Genomic DNA, 22806 nt, shown 5'->3' with positions numbered 1-22806 from the left:
TAGGAGAGCCGTGTTTCCATCGATCGGCGAAGCCGTCACCGCGCCGTCACGAGGTGATCACCGAGGTCGACGGCCCGTGCGAGCAGGAGGAAACACGGTCGTCACACGCGAGCGGTCCGACCCGGGCGGGACGTCACCCGCGGTAGAGGCCCTCCGCGTAGGCGGCGCCGTAGTACTCGTCGAGCGCCTCCAGCGCCTCGCCGGGACGCTCGAGCGCCTGCGCGATGACGGCGCGGCGGGCGGCGGCCTGCGGTTGCCACGATTCCGGATGCCAGGCCTCCGACCGCAGCAGCGCCTTCGAGCAGTGGAAGAACACCTCGTCGATCTCGACCAGGGTCGCCAGCCGCGGAACGTGGCCGCGCACCTCCATGTCGGACAGGAACGGCGCATCGCGCACGACCGTCGCCGTGCCGTTGACCCGGAGCGTGTCGCCCCGGCCCGGGATGACGAAGATCAGGCCGATGTGGGGGTCGGCCAGCAGATTGTGGAAGCCGTCGGCACGCCGGTTGCCGGGACGCTCGGGGATCGCGACGGTGCGCTCGTCGAGCACCCGGACGAACCCGGCCGGGTCGCCCTTCGGCGACACGTCGACGCCGCCGTCGGCACCCCGGGTGGCGATGAACACGAGCGGCGAGGCGCCGATCCACTCGCGGTCCAGATCGTGCAGGCGCTCGCGCACCTTCTCGGCGACCCGCGGGATCGGCGTTCCCACGATCTCCTCGAGCTCGGCGGCGGTGCGCACGGCAACTCCCCGATCGTCCATGTTCGCGACTCTACCCAGCCGTGCCGGCCTGGTGGCCCCGGCTCCCGCGGACGTAGGCTGACGGCCATGGCTCTCGTCACACGCGGGTTCGGAGGCCATCGGCGCGAACCCGATCCCGACCTCCCCCCGGGCCAGACCCTCGTCGCCGATTGGCCCGTCCTGTCGGCGGGGCCGACCCCGCGGATCGACACGGCCGACTGGTCGTTCACGGTCGCGACGGAGACGGGCAGCAGGACATGGGGCTGGGACGAGTTCCTCGCCCTCGGCGTCGAGGACGTGACCGTCGACATCCACTGCGTCACCCACTGGTCGAAGCTCGGCATGGCCTGGCGCGGCGTGCCGCTCGACGCGATCTTCGCCGAGGTCGAGACGCAGTACGACTACGTCATGGCGCAGAGCTTCGGCGGATACACGACCAACGTGCCCCTGGACGAGCTGCTCGACGGGCAGTCCTGGATCGCGATCGAGGCCGACGGCGAGCCCCTGTCCCCCGAGCACGGCGGACCGGCCCGGCTGCTGGTGCCGCACCTGTACTTCTGGAAGAGCGCGAAATGGATCGCGGGGCTGCGCGCCATGCCCGACGACGGTCCCGGATTCTGGGAGCAGAACGGCTATCACCTGCACGGCGACCCGTGGCGCGAGGAGCGCTATTCGTGACGGCCGCGTGGCATGTGGCCACCGTCGTGGCCGCACGCCCCGAGACGGCGTCGGCGCGCCGGATCGAGCTCGAGGTGCCGGGGTGGCCGGGCAACGACGCGGGACAGCACCTCGACGTGCGGTTGACGGCGCCCGACGGATACCAGGCCAGCCGGTCGTACTCGATCGCCTCCGCCGGGCCCTCGACCCGGGTCGAGCTCGCGGTCGATCGGCTCCCCGACGGCGAGGTGTCGCCGTTCCTCGTCGACGAGCTCGCGGTCGGCGATCAGCTCGAGGTGCACGGCCCGCTCGGCGGCTACTTCGTGTGGCGACCGGGCTCGGAGCCGGAGCGGCCCGTCCAGCTCATCGCCGGAGGGTCGGGGGTCGTGCCGCTGCTCGCGATGGTGCGCGCTCACGCCGGCTCCGGCGATCCCACGCCCTTCCGGCTGCTGTACTCCGTGCGCACGCCGGACGACGTCTTCTATCGCAATGAGCTGCAGCAGGCCGCCGACGGCTCCCCGCTGGAGCTCGACCTCGTCTACACCCGCACCTCTCCGCCCGGCGCGACACGTCCGGCCGGCCGGCTGACCCGCGAGACGCTCACCGAGTCGGTCGAGCCCGCCCAGCGCCGCCCGCGGGTCTTCATCTGCGGCTCGACCGGCTTCGTCGAGCAGGTGGCCGTCTGGCTCCAGGAGCTCGGGCACGCCGCCGCCGACATCCGCACCGAGCGATTCGGAGGCACCTGATGAGTCACGTGGACGGCAACGCCCTCGCCGGGGTCATGGCGGACGCGCTCGGCGCCGACGTCACGACGATGCGGGTGGGATGCGCGCACTGCGGCACCGTCTCGATCATCGCGGAGACGATGGTCACCTTCGACGGCCCGGGACCTGTCGCGCATTGCCCGACCTGCGCGGCGATCCTGCTGCGGGTGGTGAGCGCCGACGACGGGGTCACAGTCGACGTCCGCGGCATCCGGACCCTGACGATGCCGCGTCCGGACGAGCGGGTCGAGTAGCGCCGACGGCGCGTCTCGACCCGCTCCGGGATCAGCGCGCGGCCGAGCCCTCCGTGTAGTCGGCGTCCGACTGCTTCCAGGCGAAGAGGGCCCGCAGCTCGCGGCCGGTGGCCTCGATCGGGTGCGCGGCCTCCTTCTCGCGGAGCTCGAGGAACTCCTTCCCGCCGTTGTCCTGGTCAGCGATGAACCGCTTCGCGAAGGTGCCGTCCTGGATGTCGGAGAGCACGTCCTTCATGTGGTTCTTGACCGCCGAGTCGACGATGCGCGGGCCGGAGACGTAGTCGCCGTACTCGGCCGTGTCGGAGATCGACCAGCGCTGCTTGGCGATGCCGCCCTCCCACATGAGGTCGACGATGAGCTTCAGCTCGTGCAGCACCTCGAAGTAGGCGATCTGCGGCTGGTAGCCCGCCTCGACGAGGGTCTCGAAGCCGGCCTGCACGAGGTGGCTCATGCCGCCGCACAGCACGGCCTGCTCGCCGAACAGGTCGGTCTCGGTCTCCTCGGTGAAGGTCGTCTTGATGCCGCCGGCCCGCAGGCCGCCGATGCCCTTCGCGTACGACCAGGCGAGGTCCCACGCGTGGCCGGTCGCGTCCTTCTCGACCGCCGCGATGATCGGCACGCCGCGGCCGGCCTCGTACTCGCGGCGCACGGTGTGGCCGGGGCCCTTCGGGGCGACCATGATCACGTCGACGCCCTCGGGCGCCTCGATGTAGCCGAACCGGATGTTGAAGCCGTGGCCGAACAGGATCGCGTTGCCGGGCTCCAGGTTGTCCTTGATGTCGGCGGCGAACAGCCCGCGCTGGTGCTGGTCGGGCGCGAGGATGACGATGACGTCGCCCCACTTCGCGGCCTCGGCGGCGGTGAGCACCTCGAAGCCCGCCTCCTGGGCTTTGGCGACCGACTTCGAGTCGGGCTTCAGGCCGATCTTGACCTCGACGCCCGAGTCGCGCAGGTTCAGGGCGTGGGCGTGGCCCTGCGAGCCGTAGCCGATCACGGCGACCTTGCGGCCCTGGATGAGCGACAGGTCGGCGTCCTTGTCGTAGAAGATCTCGGTGGGCATGCTGCTTCCTTCTGTGTAGGGGATTCCGGTCAGTTCTTGAAGATGCGCTCGGTGATGCTCTTCGAGCCGCGCCCGATCGCGAGCAGGCCCGACTGGGCCAGTTCCCGGATGCCGTAGGGCTCGAGCACGCGCAGGAACGCCTGCACCTTGCCGCTGTCGCCCGTCACCTCGATGACGAGGGCGTCGGTGGCGACGTCGACGACGCGGGCGCGGAACAGGGTCACGGCCTCGAGCACCTGCGAGCGGGTCGGGTTGTCGACCCTGACCTTGACGAGCAGGTGCTCGCGCTGCACGGCCTGGCCCGGCTCGAGCTCGACGATCTTGATCACGTTGATGAGCTTGTTCAGCTGCTTGGTCACCTGCTCGAGGGGCTGGTCCTCGACGTCGACCACGACGGTGATGCGCGAGAGACCGCCGACCTCGGTCGGCCCGACCGCGAGCGACGTGATGTTGAAGCCGCGACGCGCGAACAGCCCCGCGACGCGGGTGAGCAGACCCGGCTTGTCCTCGACGAGGAGCGAGAGCACATGCTGACTCATCGGCTGTCCCTACTCCTCTTCCCAGGCGGGGGCGTGGTCCCGTGCGTACTGCACCGAGGAGTTGCCGACGCCCTGCGGCACCATCGGCCACACCATGGCGTCGCGGCTGACGACGAAGTCGATCACGACCGGGCGGTCGTTGGTCTCGAGCGCGAGCTTAATCGCCGCGTCGACCTCCTCCTTCTCCGTGACCCGGATGCCGAGGGCGCCGTACGCCTCGGCCAGCTTCACGAAGTCGGGGATGCGCACGGTGTCGTGCCCCGTGTTCAGGTCGGTGAACGAGTGACGCCCGTCGTAGAACAGGGTCTGCCACTGCCGCACCATGCCGAGCGACGAGTTGTTGATGATCGCGACCTTGATCGGGATGTCGTTGATCGTGCAGGTGGCGAGCTCCTGATTGGTCATCTGGAAGCATCCGTCGCCGTCGATCGCCCAGACCACGCGGTCCGGCTGGGCGACCTTCGCCCCCATGGCGGCGGGCACGGAATAGCCCATCGTGCCCGCGCCGCCCGAGTTGAGCCAGGCGTGCGGCCGCTCGTAGTCGATGAACTGCGCCGCCCACATCTGGTGCTGGCCCACGCCCGCGACGTACACGCCCTCCGGTCCGGTGAGCTCGCCGATCCGCTGGATGACCCCCTGGGGCGCGAGCAGGCCATCGTCGGGCTCGGTGTAGCCCAGCGGATAGTCGCCGCGCAGGCCGTCGAGCCTGGTCCACCACTCTGCTAGGTCGGGCTTGCCGAGGCCGGTCGTCGCATCGAGCAGCTCGACGAGCACCTCCTTGGCATCCCCCACGATCGGCACGTCGGCCTGGCGGATCTTGCCGATCTCGGCGGGGTCGATGTCGATGTGCACGATCTTCGCGTGCGGCGCGAAGTCGGCGACGCGGCCGGTCACGCGGTCGTCGAACCGGGCGCCGATCGCCACGATGAGATCGCTCTCCTGCAGCGCGAGGACGGCGGGCACCGACCCGTGCATGCCGGGCATCCCGAGGTGCTCGCGACGTGAGTCCGGGAAGACGCCGCGCGCCATGAGCGTCGTCACGACCGGCGCGCCGGTCAGGTCGACGAGCCGCGCGAGCTCGTCCTGCGCCTCCGCACGCAGCACGCCGCCGCCCACGTAGAGCACCGGACGGCTCGAGGTCGAGAGGAGCTCGGCCGCGGCGATGATCTGCTTGCCGTGCGCCTTCGTCACCGGGCGGTAGCCGGGCAGGTCGGTCTTCGGCGGCCAGATGAACGGGGCCGAGTTCTGCTGCGCGTCCTTCGTGACGTCGACGAGCACCGGCCCCGGTCGTCCCGTGGTCGCGATCTGGTAGGCCTCGGCGATCGCGGCCGGCACCTCCTCGGGTGTCTTGACGAGGATCGAGTGCTTCGTGATCGGCATCGTGATGCCCACGATGTCGACCTCCTGGAACGCGTCGGTGCCCATGACCGTCGAGAACACCTGCCCGGTGATCGCGATGAGCGGCACGGAGTCCATGTAGGCGTCGGCGATCGCGGTGACGAGGTTCGTCGCGCCGGGCCCGGAGGTCGCGATGCACACGCCGACCCGGCCGGACGCGACGGCATAGCCCTCGGCCGCGTGGCCGGCGCCCTGCTCGTGCCGGGTGAGGATGTGGCGGATCGCCGTCGACGACATGAGCTCGTCGTAGAACGGCATGATGGCGCCGCCCGGGATGCCGAAGACGTCGGTGACGCCCAGCTTCTCGAGGCTCGCCAGGATGGCGCCGGATCCCGTGAGGATGGGCGCAGCGGCGTTGCGGGCGGGCGGGGTGTCGGTGATGGACATAGTGATTCCTAGGGTGTGACCGTCGGTGGGAATCAGGAGGAGAGCCGCGCGAATGACGTCGTCATCCTGATCAGAATGCCGACGCTCACTGTGATGCGAGCGTCGCCCACGCCAGGACTGGTTGTGCCACCCGGGTGTCTATCGTCCGCCCATGCTATCCGATGCCGGCGGGGGCGACCGACGCGTCGGCGTCGATGCCGGGCCGGATGACGGGAAGCCCCATGGCGGACGCGGCGGCGATCATCCGGGCGTCGTACGTGACGAGCGCGTGGGCTTCGACGCGGAGCGCGGCGGCGACGTGGATCGCGTCGAGAGAGCGCGCGGCCCGGTCCGGAAGGAGACCGGCCGCCTTGAACTCCCAGCCCGGATGCTCGTAGAGAGCGAACCGATCAATGACCTGCGTGGCGTCCTCCTGCCGGATCTCCCACCTGGCCGCCCCGCGGCGGAGTTCGGTCTCGAGAAGGGACGAGCTGACGGCCTCGATCTGCGGGTCGTCCACCCACCGGGCGACATCTGCGCTGTGCGCTTCCGGGTGCAGCAGCTTCATGGCGGCGGACGTGTCGAAATAGACCCGGCGCGTCAACGCTAAAACCTCTCCGCGCGGAGCTCGTCGAGGACCTCCTGCGAGCTCGGACCGTCGGGAGAGTTGTGCCGGAACGGCATCGGTGTGCCCTTCGGCACGGTCGCCGGTCGGTCGGGAGCCGGCTTCGGCCGCGGCGCGTTCCGCGGGATCAGCTCCGCGACCTCGACCCCGTCGTTCGTGATGATGAACGACTCACCGGCGGCGACGGCGCGCAGCACCTCGCCGCTGCGGTTGCGCATCTCGCGCTGGCTGATCACCTGGGCCACGCGCACACCGTAGCACGCGTAGCACGAGCGTTCCGCGTCAGCCCGTGACGGCGCCCTCCGCGGCGGAGCGCACGAGCTTGGAGTACTTCGCGAGAACGCCGCGGGTGTAGCGCGGAGGCAGGGGTGCCCATCCGGAGCGGCGGCTCTCCAGCTCGGACTCGTCGACCAGCAGGTCGATCGTCCGGGCCGCGATGTCGACCCGGATCCGGTCGCCGTCGCGCACGAACGCGATCGGGCCGGCGTCCACCGCCTCGGGGGCGATGTGGCCGATGCAGAGGCCGGTCGTCCCGCCCGAGAACCGGCCGTCGGTCAGCAGCAGCACGTCCTTGCCGAGCCCCGCGCCCTTGATCGCCGCGGTGATGGCGAGCATCTCGCGCATCCCGGGTCCGCCCTTCGGGCCCTCGTACCGGATCACCACCACCTCGCCGTGCGTGATCTCGCCGGCCGCAAGGGCGTCGAGCGCCTCCCGCTCGCGCTCGAAGACGTGCGCGGGCCCCTCGAACGTCGCGGCGTCGAAGCCGGCGGTCTTGACGACCGCGCCCTCCGGCGCCATCGAGCCCTTCAGGATCGTGAGGCCGCCGGTCGCGTGGATCGGGTCCTCGAGGGTGTGCAGCACCGTGCCGTCGAGCTTCGGCGGGTTGATGTCGGCGAGGTTCTCGGCCATCGTCTTGCCGGTCACGGTGAGGCAGTCGCCGTGCAGCAGTCCGGCATCCAGCAGCGCCTTCATGAGCACCGGGATGCCGCCGCGCCGGTCGACGTCGTTCATCACGTACCGGCCGAACGGCTTGAGGTCGCCGATGTGCGGCACCTTCGAACCGATCCGGTTGAAGTCGTCGAGGTCGAGCTCGACGCCCGCCTCGTGCGCGATCGCCAACAGGTGCAGCACGATGTTGGTCGAGCCGCCGAGCGCCATGCCGACCGCGATGGCGTTCTCGAACGCCTCCTTGGTCAGGATCTGGCGCGCCGTGATGCCCTTCTTGAGCATGCCCACGACCGCCTCGCCCGAGCGGTGGGCGTAGTAGTCGCGGCGACCGTCCGCGGCCGCGGGGCTCGCGCTGCCCGGCAGGCTGAGTCCGAGCGCCTCGGCGACCGACGCCATCGTGTTGGCCGTGTACATGCCGCCGCAGGCGCCCATGCCGGGGGCGAACGCGCACTCGATCGCGTGGGCGTCCTCCTCGCTCATGAGGCCGGCCTGCACGGCTCCGACCGCGGCGAACGAGTCGATGATCGTGATGTCCTGCTCGCTGCCGTCCGACAGCCGCACCCAGCCGGGGGCGATCGACCCGGCGTAGAGGAAGACCGAGGCGAGGTCGAGCCGGGCCGCGGCCATGAGCATGCCGGGGATGGACTTGTCGCAGCCGGCGAGCAGCACCGAGCCGTCGAGGCGTTCGGCCTGCATGACGGTCTCGACCGAGTCGGCGATGACCTCGCGGCTCACGAGCGAGAAGTGCATGCCCTCGTGACCCATCGAGATGCCGTCGGAGACGGAGACGGTGCCGAACTGCAGCGGGTAGCCGCCGCCGGAGTGCACGCCCTCCTTCGCGGCCTGCGCGAGCCGCGCGAGGCTGAGGTTGCAGGGGGTGATCTCGTTCCACGAGCTGGCGATGCCGATCTGCGGCTTGGACCAGTCCTCGTCGCCCATGCCGACGGCACGGAGCATGCCGCGGGAGGTCATGGCCTCGATGCCGTCGGTGACCGTCCGGCTGCGGGGCTTCCAGTCGGGCGCGCTCTCGGCGCGTTCTGCATCCGGCATGCAACGAGGTTACTGCGCCCGGAGGGCCCCTCCGTGCCCGCGGCATCGACCCGGGCGGCGGGATCGATCCTCCCTGTCGTTTCTCCGGAGTTCTCGCCTCGCCGGCCCGTCGAACGCCCGTGATCGCGGGATGCCGCTTCGACAACTCCGGAGAAAAGAGGTGGGTCCGGAGCGATGCGCGCGTGCGGGCGGATCAGTGCTCGTGCGCGTCGGTCCGCAGTTCGGCCAGCCGGGCGATCGCGTGCGCGACCTCCTCCGGGCCCGCCACTCGGAACGCCGCGACCGTGGGGCCCGCGCCGCTCTTGACCCCGACGTCTCCGGGCAGCAGCGCCGCGAATGCGTCCTCATCGGTCACGTCGTCGCCCGCGTACAGGACGCGGTCGGCTCGTGTGTAGCGGCGGAGGTGCTCGATCGCCTCGCCCTTGGTGGTGGAGCGCACCGCGAACTCCAGCACGTTCTTGCCGTGGCGCACCGTGAGCCCCTCGAGCTCGGCCCGGGTCTCCTCCATCGCCACGAGATGCGCGCGGCGCGAGTCCGCCTGGCTCGCGAGACGGGTGTGCAGCGCGAAGCCGGCCGGCTTCTGCTCGAGCCAGACCCGGTCGATGCCCGACGCGACGTCCTCCAGAACCTCCCGCAGCACCTCGACCCGTTCGAGCTCGGCGGCGTCGAGCGCGACGGCATCACCCGGTTCGTCGAGGCGCAGCTCGATCCCGTGCGAACCCACGAGCAGCACGCGGTCGGGCACCTCGGCGACCTCGATGAGACTCGAGAGCGAGCGACCGCTGACGAGCGCGACGCGCACGCCGGGCATCCCGGCCAGCCGGAGCACGGCATCCTGCGCCTCGGGAACGGCCCGGGCGCGCGCGGGATCGTCGACCACCGGTGCGAGGGTGCCGTCGAAGTCGAGCGCGACGAGGATCCGCGGCGCCGCCGCGAAGGCGCGCAGCGCGTCGACGAGCGGATCGGGCAGCCCGGTCATCCCGCTCAGCTCCGTGGTCGGCGCTCGAGGGTCCACTCGAGCTCGCCGAGGCCCTCCGACGGGCCGTCGGAGTGCCGGGCGAGGGTGCGCAGGAACTCCCGCGACCAGTGCGCGACGTCGTTCTCGCGCACCCGCTTGCGCAGGGCGCGCATCCGGCGTCGGCGCTCGGGCCGCGGCATCTCGATGGCGCGCACGATCGCGTCCTTCATCCCGTCGATGTCGTGCGGATTGATCAGCACCGCCTGCCGCAGCTCGTCCGAGGCCCCCGTGAACTCGGAGAGCACGAGCACGCCGTCGTCGTCGAACCGGGCGGCCACGTACTCCTTCGCGACCAGGTTCATGCCGTCGCGCAGCGCGGTGACCAGCATCACGTCGGCGGCGAGGTAGAGCGCCGCCATCTCCTCGCGCGGGAAGCCGTGGTGCAGGTAGCTCACCGGCTCGTGGCCCAGCACCCCGAAGTCGCCGTTGATGCGGCCGACCGTCAGCTCGATCTCGTCGCGGAGCTGCCGGTAGGTCTCGACCCGCTCGCGACTGGGGCTCGCGACCTGCACGAGCATGACGTCCTCGGCCACGAGCCTGCCGTCTCCGAGCAGCTCGTGATAGGCCTTGAGCCGGTGGCCGATGCCCTTCGTGTAGTCGAGCCGGTCGACCCCGAGCATGATCGTCGTCGGGTTGCCGAGGTCCTGCCGGATCTGCGCGGCGCGGGCCTGCACCTCGGGTCGGCGCGCCAGCTGCTCGAAGGCCTGGGCGTCGATGGAGATGGGGAACGCCTTGGCGACGACCCGGCGGGAGGGGTGCTCGCCGCGTGCCGGGATGTCGATGTACGGGCTCTTGGTGGTGTAGCCCAGCAGCCGCCGCACGGCGCGCGAGAAGTTGCCGGCATCCGCGACCCGCTGGAACCCGATCACGTCGGCGCCCATGAGCCCCTCGACGATCTGGGTGCGCCAGGGCAGCTGACTGAAGATGCCGTATGCCGGGAAGGGGATGTGGTTGAAGAAGCCGATCGTGAGGTCCGGCCGCAGCTGGCGCAGCATCCGGGGCACCAGCTGCAGCTGATAGTCCTGCACCCACACGGTGCCGCCGTGCGCCGTGATGCCGGCGACCGCGTTCGCGAAGCGCTGGTTGACGCTCACGTAGCTGTCCCACCAGATGCGGTGGTAGCTCGGCGGGGCGATCACGTCGTGGTACAGCGGCCACAGCGTGTCGTTGCTGAAGCCCTCGTAGTAGCGCTCGATGTCGTCCTGACTGAGCGTCAGCGGCACGATCCGGATGCCGTCGCGATCGAACGGCTCGTGCTCGAGATCGGGCGCGCCCGCCCACCCCACCCAGGCCCCGTCCGCCTCGCGCATGATCGGCTCGAGCGCGGTGACGAGTCCGCCCGGGCCCTGGTTCCAGCGTTCGGTCCCGTCGTCGTCGACGACGCGATCGACCGGGAGGCGGTTGCTGACGACGACGAAGGCGTAGCTCTCGTCGACCATTATTCGACGGTATCAGCCGAGGTCGAGGGTGCTCTGTGCCGCGGCGACGAGCGGTGCCCCGTACGAGGCGCCGTGCGATGCGGCATGCACCGCAAGCGGGTGGAGCTGATGCAGCGGCACCCGTCGACGCCATCCGGGTCGCAACGGAGCCTCGGCCTCGTACCCGGCGAGCACCTGATCGAGCTCCGGCAGACCGAACAGCTGGAGCATGGCGAGGTCCGTCTCGCGATGGCCACCGTGCGCGGCGGGGTCGATGAGCACCACGCCGGTGCGGGTCCACACGACGTTGCCGTTCCAGAGATCGCCGTGCAGCCGCGCGGGCGGCTCGTCGTCGTCGAGGGCGCCGGATGCCACCCGGGCGCAGGCGAGCTCGACGACGGCGAGACCATCGGCGCCGAGGTGGCCGCGATCGCGCGCGCGTCGCGCGTAGGGCAGAACGCGCTGCTCGGCGTAGAAGGCGCCCCAGCTGTCGCTCGGGGTGCACGCGAGCTCCTGCCGGCCGATGTACCACGGCCCGGTGCCGGGCGCCCAGCCGAACGCGGGCGCGCCGGCCGCGTGAGTGCGGGCGAGTGCGGCGCCGAACGCCCGCGCCGCGTCTGCCGTCGGGCGGACCGGGGCCAGGCGATCCAGCGCGATCCAGGCCGGCCCCGCCCCGTGCACGAGGACCACGTCGGCGCCGCCCTGCGCCGCCGCCTCGGCAAGCCAGCGGAGGCCGGCGGCCTCGGCTTCGAACGAGCCGGCCGGGGCATCCGGTCGCTCTTTGCGGAAGGTGCTCACCCTGGCATCCTCACCCGGGCATCCTCGCCCGCGCCGAACCCGAAGGGGTTGCTGAGACTGTCGTTTCGCCCCCGCATCGACAAGCTAAGTTGATGCCCTGATGATTTCGATCGGGATGAGCACCTCCTGCGTCTACCCGCTGGGAATGGAGCAGGCGTTCCGCCTCGCTCGCCTCGCCGGCTATGACGGGGTGGAGGTCATGATCACCAACGACCCGACGACGCAGGACGCCGACGCCCTGCTGCGTCTGAGCGAGCGGTACTCGATGCCGATCCTCTCGGTGCACGCTCCCGTGCTGCTGCTGACGACCTTCGTCTACGGCCGCGACCCCCGCGTCAAGCTGGAGAAGTCGGCGGAGCACGCGGCGCGGCTCGGAGCGGGCAGCGTCGTGGTGCACCCGCCGTTCCGGTGGCAATCGGACTACGCCGACGAGTTCGAGCGCATCGTCGGCGAGACGTCGGAGGCGAACGGGGTCGACATCTGCGTGGAGAACATGTTCCCGTGGAAGGTCGGCGGCCGCGGGATCAAGGCCTACAAGCCGAGCTCCGACCCGCTCGACATGGACGTCGAGGCGATGACGCTGGACTTCTCGCACGCTTCGCTCGCGGGACGCGACTCGCTGCAGATGGCGATGGACATGGGCGATCGGCTCAAGCACGTGCACCTCTGCGACGGCACCCGATCGGCCGACGAGGGCCAGATCCTCGACGAGCACCTGCCCCCGGGCCGGGGCACCCAGCCGGTCGCCGAGACGCTGACCTGGCTCGCCGAGAACCACTGGTCGGGCAACGTCGTCGCCGAGGTGATCACCCGCAAGGAGAAGGAGCAGCAGCCCAAGCTCGACGTGCTGATCGAGACGGTCGCCTTCGCCAAGAAATACGTCGGCCAGGAGCACGCCGAGCGCGAGCCGCTGGAGAGCGGGCCGTCGCACATGATGAAGGCGCGCGCCGAGCGCCGGGCCGCGCGCCGCGAGTCGAAGCGGGCCTGAGCCGCGCCTGAGGCCCTCCTGAACGCGGGTGCGCCCGCAGCGACCGCCCCGCTAGCGTGGACGCCGTGCGCAAGTTCCTGCTCAGTCCGGGCATCTGGTCGTCGCTGTTCCCGGTGATCGGGATCGCCCGGGCCACCAAGGGGGGCTCGCGCGACTGGCGGGTCGTGCTCATGTGGGTGAGCTGGGGCATCTCGGTCGCGCTCGCGGTGGGCACGGTTCTCGAGAAGTCACGACAGGCCGAGCTCGACGAGCTGGAGGAGCGGTACTGATGATGTGGTGGCCCTTCCCCGGTCCCGGTCCGTTCGGCGGGGGCCCGTCGCACGTCGGCGCCGCGATCCTCGGCGGCCTGGGCGTCGTCTTCGGCATGATCGTCGCGACGCTGCTGCTCGTCGCCCTCGTGGCGTTCCTGATCCTGCTGGTGCGTTTCCTCATCGTCGGCACGACGGCCGCCGAGCTCTACGTCGCGCGGCACCGCGAGGTCGGCACTCCGACCGCACCTGCACCTGCACCTTCTCCGGCGCCGACCGCTCCGGCCGCACCGACTCCGGATCCGGCTCCGGCTCCGGCTCCGGATGCCGCACCGGCCCGGGCGCCCCGCACCCGCACGACCACGACACCCGTCGCCCCTCGCACCCGCGCACCCCGTCCGCCGCGCACATGACGAGACGTGACGTCCCGATTCGCGGGCGTCACCCCGGTCGCGGATCATCGGAGGGATGAGCAAGCAGATCGGCTTCAACCTGTTCGAGATGAACACCGTCGGGCACATCTCGCACGGGCTGTGGGTGCATCCGGCCAACACCCGGCACCGCTTCAACGACCTCGACTTCTGGATCGAGGAGGCGAAGCTGCTCGAGGCGGGACTGTTCGACGCCGTCTTCCTCGCCGACGTCATCGGCGCGTACGACGGCTACCGCGGCGGCCCGGAGACGGCGCTGCGCGAGGCGGTGCAGATCCCGTCCAACGACCCGCTGCTGGTGATCCCGGCGATGGCCGCCGCGACGAAGCACCTCGCGTTCGCCGCGACGTTCTCGACCACCTACGAGCCGCCGTTCGCGTTCGCGCGCCGGGCATCCACCCTCGACCACCTGACGAAGGGCCGCTTCGGCTGGAACATCGTCACGTCGTACCTCCCCAACGCCGCGCGCAACTTCGGCCTGGCCGACGAGGTCGGCCACGACGATCGGTACGCGATCGCGGACGAGTATCTCGATGTGCTCTACAAGCTGTGGGAGGGGTCCTGGGATGACGACGCCGTCGTGCAGGACCGCGAGCACCGCGTCTACACCGACCCGTCGAAGGTGCGCGCGATCGACCACGCCGGCCCGTTCTACACGGTCGCGGGGCCGCACCTGACCGAGCCGAGCATCCAGCGCACGCCGGTGCTGTTCCAGGCCGGGAGCTCCGACCGCGGGCGCGAATTCGCGGGCAAGCACGCGGAGGGCGTGTTCGTGGGCGGGCGCGACCTGCAGGTGTATCGCGAGAACGTCGCCGACATCCGGCGACGCGCCAAGGCCTGGGGCCGCCAGGGTTCCGACATCAAGACCTACGCCAGCGCCGTCATCGTGCTCGGCAAGGACGAGGACGATGCGGCGCGCAAGGCCGACGAGTTCCGCCGGCTCTCGAGCGCCGAGGGCTACCTCGCCCACGCCGGCGGCGGGGGCATCGACCTCGCGGCGTACCCGCGCGAGGCGAAGGTCATGGACATCCTGCGTGCCGAGAACAAGGCGGGCCGCGACAACGCCCAGTCCGGCCGCCGGCACTACGACGACGACACCACCGTCGGCCAGGCGCTCGACGCGGTCACCGCGTTCGACCGCGGCCCCTTCTTCGCGCAGGGCAACGCCGTGCAGGTCGCCGACGCGATCGAGGGCTGGGTGCGCGACACCGACCTCGACGGGTTCAACCTGCGGCAGTTCCTGACGCCCGGCACCGCCGAGGACTTCGTCGAGTACCTCGTGCCCGAGCTGCAGCGACGCGGCCTGTACCGCACCGAGTACGCCGAGTCGACGTTCCGCGAGCGCCTCTACGGCGCCGGCAACACCCGCCTGTTCGACCGGCACCCCGGCGCCCGCTACCGCGGCGGCGCCCACCTCGACGAGCCGGTCGAGTAGCGCGCGCGTATCGAGACCGCACGTCCGAAAGCCACCCCACATGACCTCCGACGCCGACCTCGACGCGCGGTTCGCCTCCGTCTTCGCCGAGATCGAGGCGGGCGCCGTCGAACGAGAGCGGGAGCGCCGGATGCCGGTGCGCGAGATCGGCTTGCTGCGCGACGCCGGCTGGGGACTGCTTCGCGTGCCGGAGTCGCACGGCGGTCTTGGCGCCACCATGACGCAGACCGTGCGGCAGATGATCGCTCTCGGCACCGCCGACTCCAACCTGCCCCAGGCGCTCCGCGGCCACCTCGCCTTCGTCGAGGGGCGGCGGCGCACCGCGGCGGCGGCGTCGCGCGACGAGTGGTTCCGGCTCATCACGACTGGTGTGCTCGTCGGCAATTCGCAGGCCGAGCGCGGCGCCACGACCGGCACGACCGCCGAGCTGCGGCCCGACGGCGACGGCTACCGGCTCACCGGCCGCAAGTACTACTCGACCGGCACGATCTTCTCCGACTGGACCATCACGAGCGCGACGCTCGACGGCGACCACGTCTCGGTGCTCGTCGAGCTCGGCGGCCCCGGGGTCGAGGCCCTCGATGACTGGGACGGCTTCGGGCAGCGCATGACCGGGTCGGGTACGACCGTCTTCGACGAGGTGCCGGTGCGCCCGGAGCACGTGCTACGGCTCGGCGACGAGGAGGCGGTCGCGCACGCGAGCGTCACCGGCCTGTTCCAGACAGTGCTGCTGTCGGCGCTCGCCGGCATCGCGCGTGCCGTGCTGCGGGATGCCGTGGCGTTCGTGCGTCCGCGCACCCGCACCTTCGGCATCCCCGGCGCCTCGAGCCCGCGCGAGGACCCGCTCGTCCAGGCGCTCGTGGGCCGGCTGACCTCGACCGCGTTCGCCGTCGAGAGCATCGTGCTCGCGGTCGCGGAACGGTTCGACGCGCTCGACAACGCGCTCGCGGCGGGCGACGACGATCCGGAGCTGCACACGGCGGCTCAGCTCGCGGCGTTCCGTGCGCAGCAGGTCGTGCTACCGCTCGTGCTCGCCGCGGCGACCGAGCTGTTCGAGGTCGGCGGCGCATCCGCGACCGGCGTCGACGCGGCGCTCGACCGGCACTGGCGCAACGCGCGCACCTTGGCGAGCCACAACCCGGCGATCCACAGGGCGCAGCAGCTCGGCGACTACGAACTCAACGGCGTGGTGCCGATGGCCGGGTGGGTCAGGGAGCTCCTCGAGCGCCGCGCCGCGCGCTAACGGCGCAGCGCCTTGCGCGCGAGCCAGTTGCCGAAGAACTGCCCCAGCTGCACGATCACGATGATCACGGCGACGGTGATGTAGATGATCGTGTAGTTGTAGCGCTGCAGGCCGTAGCTCAGCGCGAACGAGCCGAGTCCGCCGCCGCCGATCACGCCCGCCTGGGCGGACATGTCGATGAGGCCGACATAGACGAACGTGAAGCCCAGGATGAGCGGGCCGAGACCTTCCGGGATCAGCACCGTCACGATGATCCGGAGCGGTGAGGCGCCCATGGCGCGCGCTGCCTCGATGACGCCGGGGTCGACCGCGACGAGGTTCTGCTCGACGATGCGGGCGACGGCGAAGGCCGCGCTCAGCGAGATGGCGAAGATCGCGCCGGGCACGCCGATGTAGGTGCCGAGCACGGCGACGGTGAGCGGGAAGATCGCGATGACGAAGATCACGAACGGGATCGGCCGCACGATGTTGACCAGCACGTTGACGATGATGTTGACGGCCCGGTTCTGCAGCAGGCCGTCGCGGCGCGTGACGTAGAGCACGACGCCCAGCACCAGGCCGAGGGCACCCGACACGACCAGCGAGATGAGCACCGTCAGGAGCGTCTCGCCGATCGACTGCACGAACAGCGGCAGGTCGTTCAGGAAGTCGTTCACGCCGCCGCCTCCTCGTCGTGGGCGATGCCCTGCGCCGCGAGCGCGGCGAGCGCGGCGTCGATGCGGGCGGGCTCGCCGGTCAGCTCGTACGTGAGGGCGCCGATCGTGCGCTCCTGCAGCTCGCTGATGCCGCCGAACACGATCTGGTTCTCGACGCCGTGCTCGGCGAACACCCGGGACAGCAGCCCGGTGAAGCCCTTCTGGTCGAGCACGGCGATGGTGACCAGCCGGCCGGGGTGAGCGGCGCGCAGGCGCTGCACGGTCTCCGGAGACGGCCGGTCGTGCAGCACCGTGGCGACGAACCGCGCCACGGTCGGGGTCGACGGATGCGCGAACACGTCGTACACGTCGCCGAGCTCGACGATGCGGCCGGCATCCATCACCGCCACCCGGTCGGCGATCGAGCGGATCGCCTCCATCTCGTGGGTGATGACCACGATCGTGACGCCGAGCTCGCGGTTCACCCGCTTGAGCAGCGCGAGCACGTCGGCCGTCGTCTCCGGGTCGAGCGCGCTCGTCGCCTCGTCGGCGAGCAGCAGCTTCGGATCGGTCGCGAGCGCGCGGGCGATCCCGACGCGCTGCTTCTGCCCGCCCGAGAGCTGTTCCGGATGCGCGTGGGCCTTCTCGAGCAGGCCCACGAAGTCGAGCAGCTGCGCCACCTTGCGATCGCGTTCCGGCTGCCCGACCCCGGCGAGCTTGAGCGGATAGGCGACGTTGCCGGCGACCGTGCGCGAGGAGAACAGGTTGAACTGCTGGAAGATCATCCCGATCTCGCGCCGCACGGCCCGCACCCGTCGCTCGGGCAGCGCTGTGAGCTCGTCGTCGCCCACGAGCACCGTGCCCGAGGTCGGCCGCTCGAGCGCGTTGATGAGCCGCACGAGCGTCGACTTGCCGGCGCCCGAGTAGCCGATCACGCCGAGGATCTCCCCCTGGCGCACCTCCAGGGAGAGGTCCTCGACGGCGGTCACGACGCCGTTCGGGGTCGCGTACGTCTTGCTGACGTGGCGCAGCCGAACGAGGTCGCCCACTACTTGCCGACCCCCGCCGCCCGCGCGTCGGCCTCGGTCTTCTTCAGCTGCGCCTGCAGCTGCGCCGCTGTGGCGTCGCTGAACACGGCGACACCGCCGTCCGCCTCCTGCACCGCCTTCTCGACCGACGGGTCGTGGTAGAGCGCCGCGAGCTTCAGGTACAGCGGGTTCTTCGCGTCGGCCTTGCGGGCCGCGAAGAAGTTGACGTAGTTACGGGCCGCGGAGCTCGACGGATCGTCCTTGGCGATCCGGTCGCCGGTGGGCAGCTTGGCCGCCGTCGCGAAGTTGTTGTTGATGATGGCCGCGTCGACGGAACCCGACTGCAGCGCGCCGGCCGTCTGGGCGGCGTCGACGGTCGAGATCTCGACCTTCTTCGACACGACGTCGTTGATCGTCGAGAACGCCGTGCCGCCGTCCCTGAGCGTCACCAGACCGGCGGACTGCAGCACGAGCAGGCCGCGCGCCTGGTTCACCTGGTCATTGGGGATCGCGATCTTCGCGTTCGCGGGCAGGGCGGACACGCTCGAGTACCTGAGCGAGTACAGCGGCAACGGCACGGTGACCGTCGCACCGATCGGCTGCAGGTCCTGGTGGTTGGTGACGTTGTAGACGGCGAGGAACTCGACGTGCTGGAAGGAGTTGAGGTCGGTCTGCTTCTGCGCCAGCGCCGGGTTGGGCTGGCTGTAGTCGCTGAAGTTCACGAGCTTGACGGTGACGCCGAGCTTCTTCTTCGCGAGCGCGGAGTAGACCTGCCAGTAGGGCTGCGACGCGTCGCTCACCCCGATCGACACCGTGGTCGGCGTGCCCGCCGAGCGCGAGGCGCCGGCGGCGTCGGCCGGCTTGGCGATGTTCACGATGATCGCGACGACCACGGCGATGACGACGACGATCGCGACCGCGACGATCGCGATCAGGGGACCGCGGCGTGTGGAGCGCTGCGGGAGGTGGGGGGCATCTGACGTACTGGACATGGCGGCCTGACTCCTCGGTGGGGGGATGACGAACCCCACCTTGGCCGCGCCGCCCACCGCACGCGAAATGCTGTTTCGCAACGTTGAGATCCGTTGCGAAATGCGTCGCCGGGGGCGTCATCCGGCGACACAGTGGGGCGCGACGATGCCGCCGCGCCCTAGGGTGCCGGGCGGCTCAGGGCACCGTGTAGCCGGCGGCGCGGAACAGCTCGTACCACTCCGCCCGGGTGAGCGGCAGGTCCGAGCCGAGGGCGGCATCCGAGACCCGCTGCGGCGTCGTCGTGCCGAGCACGACCTGCATCTTCGAGGGATGCCGCGTCAGCCACGCCACGGCGATGGCGATCGGCGGCACGTCGTAGTGCGCCGCGAGCCGGTCGATGGCGGCGTTGAGCTCCGGGTAGTCGTCGTTGCCGAGGAAGACCCCCGTGAAGAACTTCGCCTGGAACGGCGACCACGCCTGCAGGGTGATCCCGTTGATGCGGCAGTAGTCGACGATGCCGCCGCCGTCGAGGGTCACGGACTGCTCGAGCGCGTCCATGTTCATGGCGACGCCCTGCGCGATCGACGGGGCGTGGGTGATCGAGATCTGGATCTGGTTGGCGACGATGTCCTGCGTCACCGCGGTCTTCAGCAGGTCGATCTGGCGCGGGGTGTGGTTCGAGACGCCGAACGCGCGCACCTTGCCCGCCTTCTCGAGCTCGTCGAACGCACGCGCGACCTCCTCGGGCTCGACCAGGGCGTCGGGACGGTGCAGCAGCAGCACGTCGATGTAGTCGGTACCGAGCGCCTTCAGCGATCCCTCCGCCTCGGCGATGATCCGCTCGTAGGAGAAGTCGAAGTACGGGCCCTCCGGCACGATGCCGGTCTTGGTCTGGAGGACGATCTGCTCGCGCTCGGCGGGGCTGAGCTTCAGCGCCTGGGCGAACCGGGTCTCGCACTTGTGCAGCTCGCCGCCGTAGACGTCGGCGTGATCGAAGAAGTCGATGCCGGCATCCCGCGCGGCCGTGTAGAGGGTCCGGATCTCGTCGTCGGTCTTGTCGGGGATGCGCATCATGCCGGCGACGACGTTCACGGCGTCCCCGCCGCTTCGACCCAGGGGAACTCGCTTCATGTTCCGAGCCTACGGGGCGGAATCGGGCCCGCTCTGCGCGTTGTCCCGGTGCGCACGTCCCAGCTCGAAACCGACCCACCCGGCGACGGCGCAGAACCCGATCAGCACGAGAGCCATCGCGACCGGAACATACGGCACGAGGCTCGGCACGAACACGGTGCGGCTGAGCGGCGCATACGCGGCCCAGCCGTGGTCTGCGGGCGCGCCGCCCGGGCGGACCAGGAGGATCGCGGCCCCGATCAGCATCAGGACCGCTCCCGCGGCGGGCGTGATCAATCGCACGACGGTCGGCTTCACGGCGCGAGTGTAGCCATGCGCCGGAGGAGAAGTGGTACACCCCCCGGGACTTGAACCCGGAACCCACTGATTAAGAGTCAGTTGCTCTGCCAATTGAGCTAGAGGTGCGCGACCCTGATTGACTGGGCCAGGGATCCACAATAACAGGAGGAGAACATGGCCGCATCACGGCTCGAGCCGGGCGACGCCGCCCCGGATTTCACCCTCGACGACCAGGACGGCTCCCCCCTCGCGCTGGCCGGTCTCCGCGGCCGCAAGGTGATCCTCTACTTCTACCCGGAGGCCATGACGCCGGGCTGCACGACCGAGTCGTGCGACTTCCGCGACAGCCTCAACCCGCTCGCCGCGGCGGGCTACGCCGTGATCGGCGTCTCGCGCGACCTGCCGGCGAAGAACAAGAGGTTCGCCGAGAACGACCACCTCACATTCCCGCTGCTGAGCGACCCGGACCGCGCCGTGCACGAGGCGTACGCGGTCTGGGGCGAGAAGTCGATGTACGGCAAGACGGTCACCGGGGTGCTGCGCTCGACGTTCGTCATCGACGAGGAGGGACGCATCGAGCTGGCGCTGTACAACGTCAAGGCGACCGGCCACGTCGCGGCCCTGCGCAAGAAGCTCGGGCTCGCCGCGCAGCCGGTGGGTCAGATCGCGGTGTCGCCGCGGCGTCGTGTCGCGTTCACGATCGTCGGCGTGAACAGCAGGATGAACGCCACGATGGCGACGACGACCAGCGGCCAGCCGAGCAGCGGCTGCGCATCCGGTCCGACGAGCACGCCGATGCCGACCGCGATCTGGATGATCTGCCACACGATGGCGGCGGCGCGGATCCAGGCCTGACGACGCAGCGTTCCGATCACCATCGCGCCCAGCCAGACCGCGGCGATGACCACGATGACGGCCAGCGCGATCCCGCTGCCGACTCCGCCCGCATCGCCGGTGCCGACGGACACGATCGACAGCACCGCGAGCACGGCCACGAGCAGGAACTCGAGCGTCAGGAGTCCCGCCAGCACCCAGAGCAGCGCCGGTCGTTGCGGGGCATTCACAGAGTTGTCCTATTCGAAACTATTGATTCGGTGTTTCAAGTATGTAACGCTGTCTGCGGTTGATGTGACGCCTACAACGCGGTAGGTGAGTCCGCAGATCATTCCCCCACCTCTACGGATTCCCTATCAGCTGCGCGCGGCAGCAACCAGAATCCGGTGCCTCGCGCTCGCGTCAGAGCAACAAGAGGAGCACCCCACCATGGATTGGCGTGACAAGGCCGCGTGCCTCACTGCGGACCCCGAGCTGTTCTTCCCGGTCGGCAACACGGGGCCGGCGGTCGACCAGATCGACCAGGCGAAGTCGGTGTGCGCGCGGTGCTCCGTGACGGAGCAGTGCCTGCAGTACGCGCTCGAGACCAACCAGGACTCGGGCGTCTGGGGCGGCCTGAGCGAAGACGAGCGCCGTGCCCTCAAGCGTCGCGCCGCTCGCGCGCGCCGCGCCAGCTAGCGCGCCGCTCGCACAACCGATCGCCTTTTTGCCATCCGGTGTCGCCCGCGCGGGTGCGATCGGATGGCAAACGGATGATCGGTTCCCCGCGGCGGAAGGCGCGACGCCGCACCCGGCGCGTCAGGGCTTCTGCAGCCACAGGGTCGGCACCTCGATCGTGACCTCGGTGCCCTCCCCCTCGAGGGTGTGCCAGTCGATCGTCCCGCCGAGCTCGCCCTGGATGAGCGTCCGCACGATCTGGGTGCCGAGCCCCGAGCCGACCTGACCCTCGGGCAGGCCGACGCCGTCGTCACGCACCTTGACGATGAGCTGGCGATCCTTGCGCTTGGCCGAGATCTCGACCGTGCCATCCCGGCCGGCGAGGCCGTGCTCCACGGCGTTGGTCACGAGCTCCGTGAGCGCGAGCGCCAGCGGCGTCGCGTACTCGCTCGGCAGCACGCCGAAGCTCCCCTTCTTCGTGGGATGCACGGTCGTGTTGTGGGTCGACGCGACCTCGGCGATGAGCAGCAGCACGCGGTCGAATACATCGTCGAAGTCGACGTTCTGGCTGAGCCCCTCGCTCAGGGTGTCGTGCACCACCGCGATCGCGGCGACCCGCCTCATGGCCTGGGTGAGCGCCTCCCGCGCGGTGTCGCTGTGCGCGCGCCGGCTCTGGATGCGCAGCAGCGACGCGACCGTCTGCAGGTTGTTCTTGACGCGGTGGTGGATCTCGCGGATCGTCGCGTCCTTGGTGATCAGCTCCTGCTCCTGATGCCGGACCTCGGTGACGTCGCGCACGAGCACGATCGCGCCGATCCGCTCCTCGTGGTGCCGGATCGGGATGGTGCGCAGGGTGACCGTCACGCCGCGCGCCTCGATGTCGGTGCGCCACGGCGCGCGGCCGGTGACCACGAGCGGCAACGACTCGTCGACGATGAGCCGTCCCTCGAGCAGCTGGGTGGTCACCTCGGCGAGGGACTCGCCCTCGAGCTCGCCCTGGAAGCCCATCCGGTTGAAGGCCGAGAGTCCGTTGGGGCTCGCGAACGTGACGACACCGTCGAGGTCAAGCCGGATGAGGCCGTCCGCGGCGCGGGGCGCGCCGCGCCGGGGTCCGGATGGCGCGCCCGGGTCGGGGAAGTCGCCCGACGCGATCATCGCGAACAGATCGTTGGCGCACTGGTTGAAGGTCAGCTCCTGCCGGCTCGGCGTGCGCGCCTCGCTGAGGTTGCTGTGCCGCGTGAGCACGGCGATCGGCGTGTGCTGCGCGGCAGCGCCGCCGCCGGACGCC

At 70.5% G+C, this 22806-nt stretch carries 26 protein-coding genes, 1 tRNA gene and 1 pseudogene; 10 read left to right on the top strand and 18 right to left on the bottom strand.

From position 1 onward, the window contains the following. Positions 1 to 133: 133 nt before the first annotated feature. Entirely contained in the window at positions 134 to 763 is a 630-nt protein-coding gene (locus ABD285_RS07620; RefSeq protein ID WP_284253155.1) for a pyridoxamine 5'-phosphate oxidase family protein, read from the bottom strand. Between the two features lie 66 nt (positions 764 to 829). Here ABD285_RS07620 and ABD285_RS07615 point away from each other — a divergent pair, with 66 nt between their 5' ends. The 3 genes from ABD285_RS07615 to ABD285_RS07605 are packed head-to-tail and all read left to right on the top strand — an operon-like array spanning position 830 to position 2417. After that, a complete protein-coding gene (locus tag ABD285_RS07615) occupies positions 830 to 1420 on the top strand; it encodes a molybdopterin-dependent oxidoreductase (RefSeq protein ID WP_344201650.1) in 591 nt (196 codons plus the stop codon). Then, positions 1417 to 2145: a ferredoxin reductase gene (locus ABD285_RS07610; RefSeq protein ID WP_284253156.1), complete on the top strand. Its 729-nt coding sequence runs from the start codon at positions 1417 to 1419 to the stop codon at positions 2143 to 2145. The genes ABD285_RS07615 and ABD285_RS07610 overlap by 4 nt, the downstream gene beginning before the upstream one ends. Further along, the gene (locus tag ABD285_RS07605) at positions 2145 to 2417 is read left to right on the top strand and encodes a DUF6510 family protein (protein ID WP_284253157.1); all 273 of its coding nucleotides are present in this window, start codon (positions 2145 to 2147) and stop codon (positions 2415 to 2417) included. Before ABD285_RS07610 ends, ABD285_RS07605 begins: the two co-directional genes overlap by 1 nt. Positions 2418 to 2448: 31 nt before the next feature. On the opposite strand, the gene ilvC is transcribed toward ABD285_RS07605, so the two are convergent. The 9 genes from ilvC to ABD285_RS07560 form a co-directional block, all read right to left on the bottom strand. Continuing rightward, positions 2449 to 3477, bottom strand: a complete 1029-nt coding sequence (gene ilvC / locus ABD285_RS07600; RefSeq protein WP_284253158.1) for a ketol-acid reductoisomerase — start codon at positions 3475 to 3477, stop codon at positions 2449 to 2451. Between the two features lie 29 nt (positions 3478 to 3506). Further along, complete coding sequence (gene ilvN / locus ABD285_RS07595; protein ID WP_284253159.1) at positions 3507 to 4016, bottom strand: acetolactate synthase small subunit; 510 nt, start codon at positions 4014 to 4016, stop codon at positions 3507 to 3509. A gap of 9 nt (positions 4017 to 4025) precedes the next feature. Continuing rightward, entirely contained in the window at positions 4026 to 5801 is a 1776-nt protein-coding gene (locus ABD285_RS07590) for an acetolactate synthase large subunit (RefSeq protein WP_344201644.1), read from the bottom strand. A gap of 154 nt (positions 5802 to 5955) precedes the next feature. Further along, positions 5956 to 6384, bottom strand: a complete 429-nt coding sequence (locus tag ABD285_RS07585) for a type II toxin-antitoxin system VapC family toxin (protein WP_284253160.1) — start codon at positions 6382 to 6384, stop codon at positions 5956 to 5958. 2 nt (positions 6385 to 6386) lie between these two features. Beyond that, positions 6387 to 6650 carry a type II toxin-antitoxin system Phd/YefM family antitoxin gene (locus ABD285_RS07580; RefSeq protein WP_284253161.1) on the bottom strand — a complete coding sequence of 88 codons (264 nt, stop codon included), beginning with the start codon at positions 6648 to 6650 and terminating at the stop codon, positions 6387 to 6389. A gap of 37 nt (positions 6651 to 6687) precedes the next feature. Next, entirely contained in the window at positions 6688 to 8403 is a 1716-nt protein-coding gene (gene ilvD, locus ABD285_RS07575) for a dihydroxy-acid dehydratase (protein WP_344201640.1), read from the bottom strand. A gap of 193 nt (positions 8404 to 8596) precedes the next feature. Further along, positions 8597 to 9382 (bottom strand): trehalose-phosphatase, encoded by a 786-nt coding sequence (gene otsB, locus ABD285_RS07570; protein WP_284253162.1) that lies wholly within the window; start codon positions 9380 to 9382, stop codon positions 8597 to 8599. Positions 9383 to 9387: 5 nt separating this feature from the next. Further along, entirely contained in the window at positions 9388 to 10860 is a 1473-nt protein-coding gene (otsA, locus tag ABD285_RS07565) for an alpha,alpha-trehalose-phosphate synthase (UDP-forming) (RefSeq protein ID WP_284253163.1), read from the bottom strand. Positions 10861 to 10872: 12 nt separating this feature from the next. Continuing rightward, positions 10873 to 11637 carry a fructosamine kinase family protein gene (locus ABD285_RS07560; protein ID WP_284253164.1) on the bottom strand — a complete coding sequence of 255 codons (765 nt, stop codon included), beginning with the start codon at positions 11635 to 11637 and terminating at the stop codon, positions 10873 to 10875. A gap of 115 nt (positions 11638 to 11752) precedes the next feature. On the opposite strand from ABD285_RS07560, the gene ABD285_RS07555 reads away from it, so the two are divergent. From ABD285_RS07555 to ABD285_RS07535, 5 genes are all read left to right on the top strand, one after another. Continuing rightward, complete coding sequence (locus ABD285_RS07555; RefSeq protein WP_284253165.1) at positions 11753 to 12625, top strand: sugar phosphate isomerase/epimerase family protein; 873 nt, start codon at positions 11753 to 11755, stop codon at positions 12623 to 12625. Positions 12626 to 12690: 65 nt separating this feature from the next. Then, entirely contained in the window at positions 12691 to 12894 is a 204-nt protein-coding gene (locus ABD285_RS07550; protein WP_344201633.1) for a hypothetical protein, read from the top strand. Continuing rightward, entirely contained in the window at positions 12894 to 13286 is a 393-nt protein-coding gene (locus tag ABD285_RS07545; RefSeq protein ID WP_284253166.1) for a hypothetical protein, read from the top strand. The genes ABD285_RS07550 and ABD285_RS07545 overlap by 1 nt, the downstream gene beginning before the upstream one ends. Positions 13287 to 13341: 55 nt before the next feature. Continuing rightward, positions 13342 to 14739 carry an LLM class flavin-dependent oxidoreductase gene (locus ABD285_RS07540; RefSeq protein WP_344201629.1) on the top strand — a complete coding sequence of 466 codons (1398 nt, stop codon included), beginning with the start codon at positions 13342 to 13344 and terminating at the stop codon, positions 14737 to 14739. A gap of 40 nt (positions 14740 to 14779) precedes the next feature. After that, complete coding sequence (locus ABD285_RS07535; RefSeq protein ID WP_344201626.1) at positions 14780 to 15982, top strand: acyl-CoA dehydrogenase family protein; 1203 nt, start codon at positions 14780 to 14782, stop codon at positions 15980 to 15982. On the opposite strand, the gene ABD285_RS07530 is transcribed toward ABD285_RS07535, so the two are convergent. The 6 genes from ABD285_RS07530 to ABD285_RS07505 form a co-directional block, all read right to left on the bottom strand. Beyond that, positions 15979 to 16638 carry a methionine ABC transporter permease gene (locus tag ABD285_RS07530; protein WP_284253171.1) on the bottom strand — a complete coding sequence of 220 codons (660 nt, stop codon included), beginning with the start codon at positions 16636 to 16638 and terminating at the stop codon, positions 15979 to 15981. The two genes, ABD285_RS07535 and ABD285_RS07530, sit on opposite strands and share 4 nt — an antisense overlap. After that, positions 16635 to 17666 carry a methionine ABC transporter ATP-binding protein gene (locus ABD285_RS07525; protein WP_344201622.1) on the bottom strand — a complete coding sequence of 344 codons (1032 nt, stop codon included), beginning with the start codon at positions 17664 to 17666 and terminating at the stop codon, positions 16635 to 16637. The genes ABD285_RS07530 and ABD285_RS07525 overlap by 4 nt, the downstream gene beginning before the upstream one ends. Further along, positions 17666 to 18637 (bottom strand): MetQ/NlpA family ABC transporter substrate-binding protein, encoded by a 972-nt coding sequence (locus ABD285_RS07520; RefSeq protein WP_344201618.1) that lies wholly within the window; start codon positions 18635 to 18637, stop codon positions 17666 to 17668. Before ABD285_RS07520 ends, ABD285_RS07525 begins: the two co-directional genes overlap by 1 nt. A 175-nt stretch (positions 18638 to 18812) precedes the next feature. Next, on the bottom strand, positions 18813 to 19748 hold the full coding sequence (locus ABD285_RS07515; protein ID WP_284253173.1) for an aldo/keto reductase: 936 nt from the start codon (positions 19746 to 19748) through the stop codon (positions 18813 to 18815). 9 nt (positions 19749 to 19757) lie between these two features. Next, positions 19758 to 20045: a hypothetical protein gene (locus tag ABD285_RS07510; RefSeq protein ID WP_284253174.1), complete on the bottom strand. Its 288-nt coding sequence runs from the start codon at positions 20043 to 20045 to the stop codon at positions 19758 to 19760. A gap of 32 nt (positions 20046 to 20077) precedes the next feature. Next, a tRNA-Lys gene (locus ABD285_RS07505) sits at positions 20078 to 20153 on the bottom strand. 48 nt (positions 20154 to 20201) lie between these two features. On the opposite strand from ABD285_RS07505, the pseudogene bcp reads away from it, so the two are divergent. Beyond that, positions 20202 to 20672 (top strand): annotated as a pseudogene (bcp, locus tag ABD285_RS07500) (thioredoxin-dependent thiol peroxidase); the annotation flags it as partial. A 14-nt stretch (positions 20673 to 20686) separates the two neighbouring features. Here bcp and ABD285_RS07495 read toward each other — a convergent pair. Next, positions 20687 to 21091: a hypothetical protein gene (locus tag ABD285_RS07495; RefSeq protein ID WP_344201614.1), complete on the bottom strand. Its 405-nt coding sequence runs from the start codon at positions 21089 to 21091 to the stop codon at positions 20687 to 20689. A 199-nt stretch (positions 21092 to 21290) separates the two neighbouring features. On the opposite strand from ABD285_RS07495, the gene ABD285_RS07490 reads away from it, so the two are divergent. Continuing rightward, positions 21291 to 21539: a WhiB family transcriptional regulator gene (locus tag ABD285_RS07490; RefSeq protein ID WP_284253175.1), complete on the top strand. Its 249-nt coding sequence runs from the start codon at positions 21291 to 21293 to the stop codon at positions 21537 to 21539. Between the two features lie 120 nt (positions 21540 to 21659). Here the strand turns inward: ABD285_RS07490 and ABD285_RS07485 are convergent. Continuing rightward, positions 21660 to 22806, bottom strand: a 1147-nt coding sequence (locus tag ABD285_RS07485; RefSeq protein WP_344201610.1) for a sensor histidine kinase, incomplete at its 5' end; no start/stop codon positions are given.

Origin of the sequence: Pseudolysinimonas kribbensis, from assembly GCF_039531715.1 — a bacterium.
Classification (GTDB): domain Bacteria; phylum Actinomycetota; class Actinomycetes; order Actinomycetales; family Microbacteriaceae; genus Pseudolysinimonas; species Pseudolysinimonas kribbensis.
Note: the sequence above shows the minus strand (reverse complement) of the source record. Positions and strands in the feature narration are given on the sequence as shown.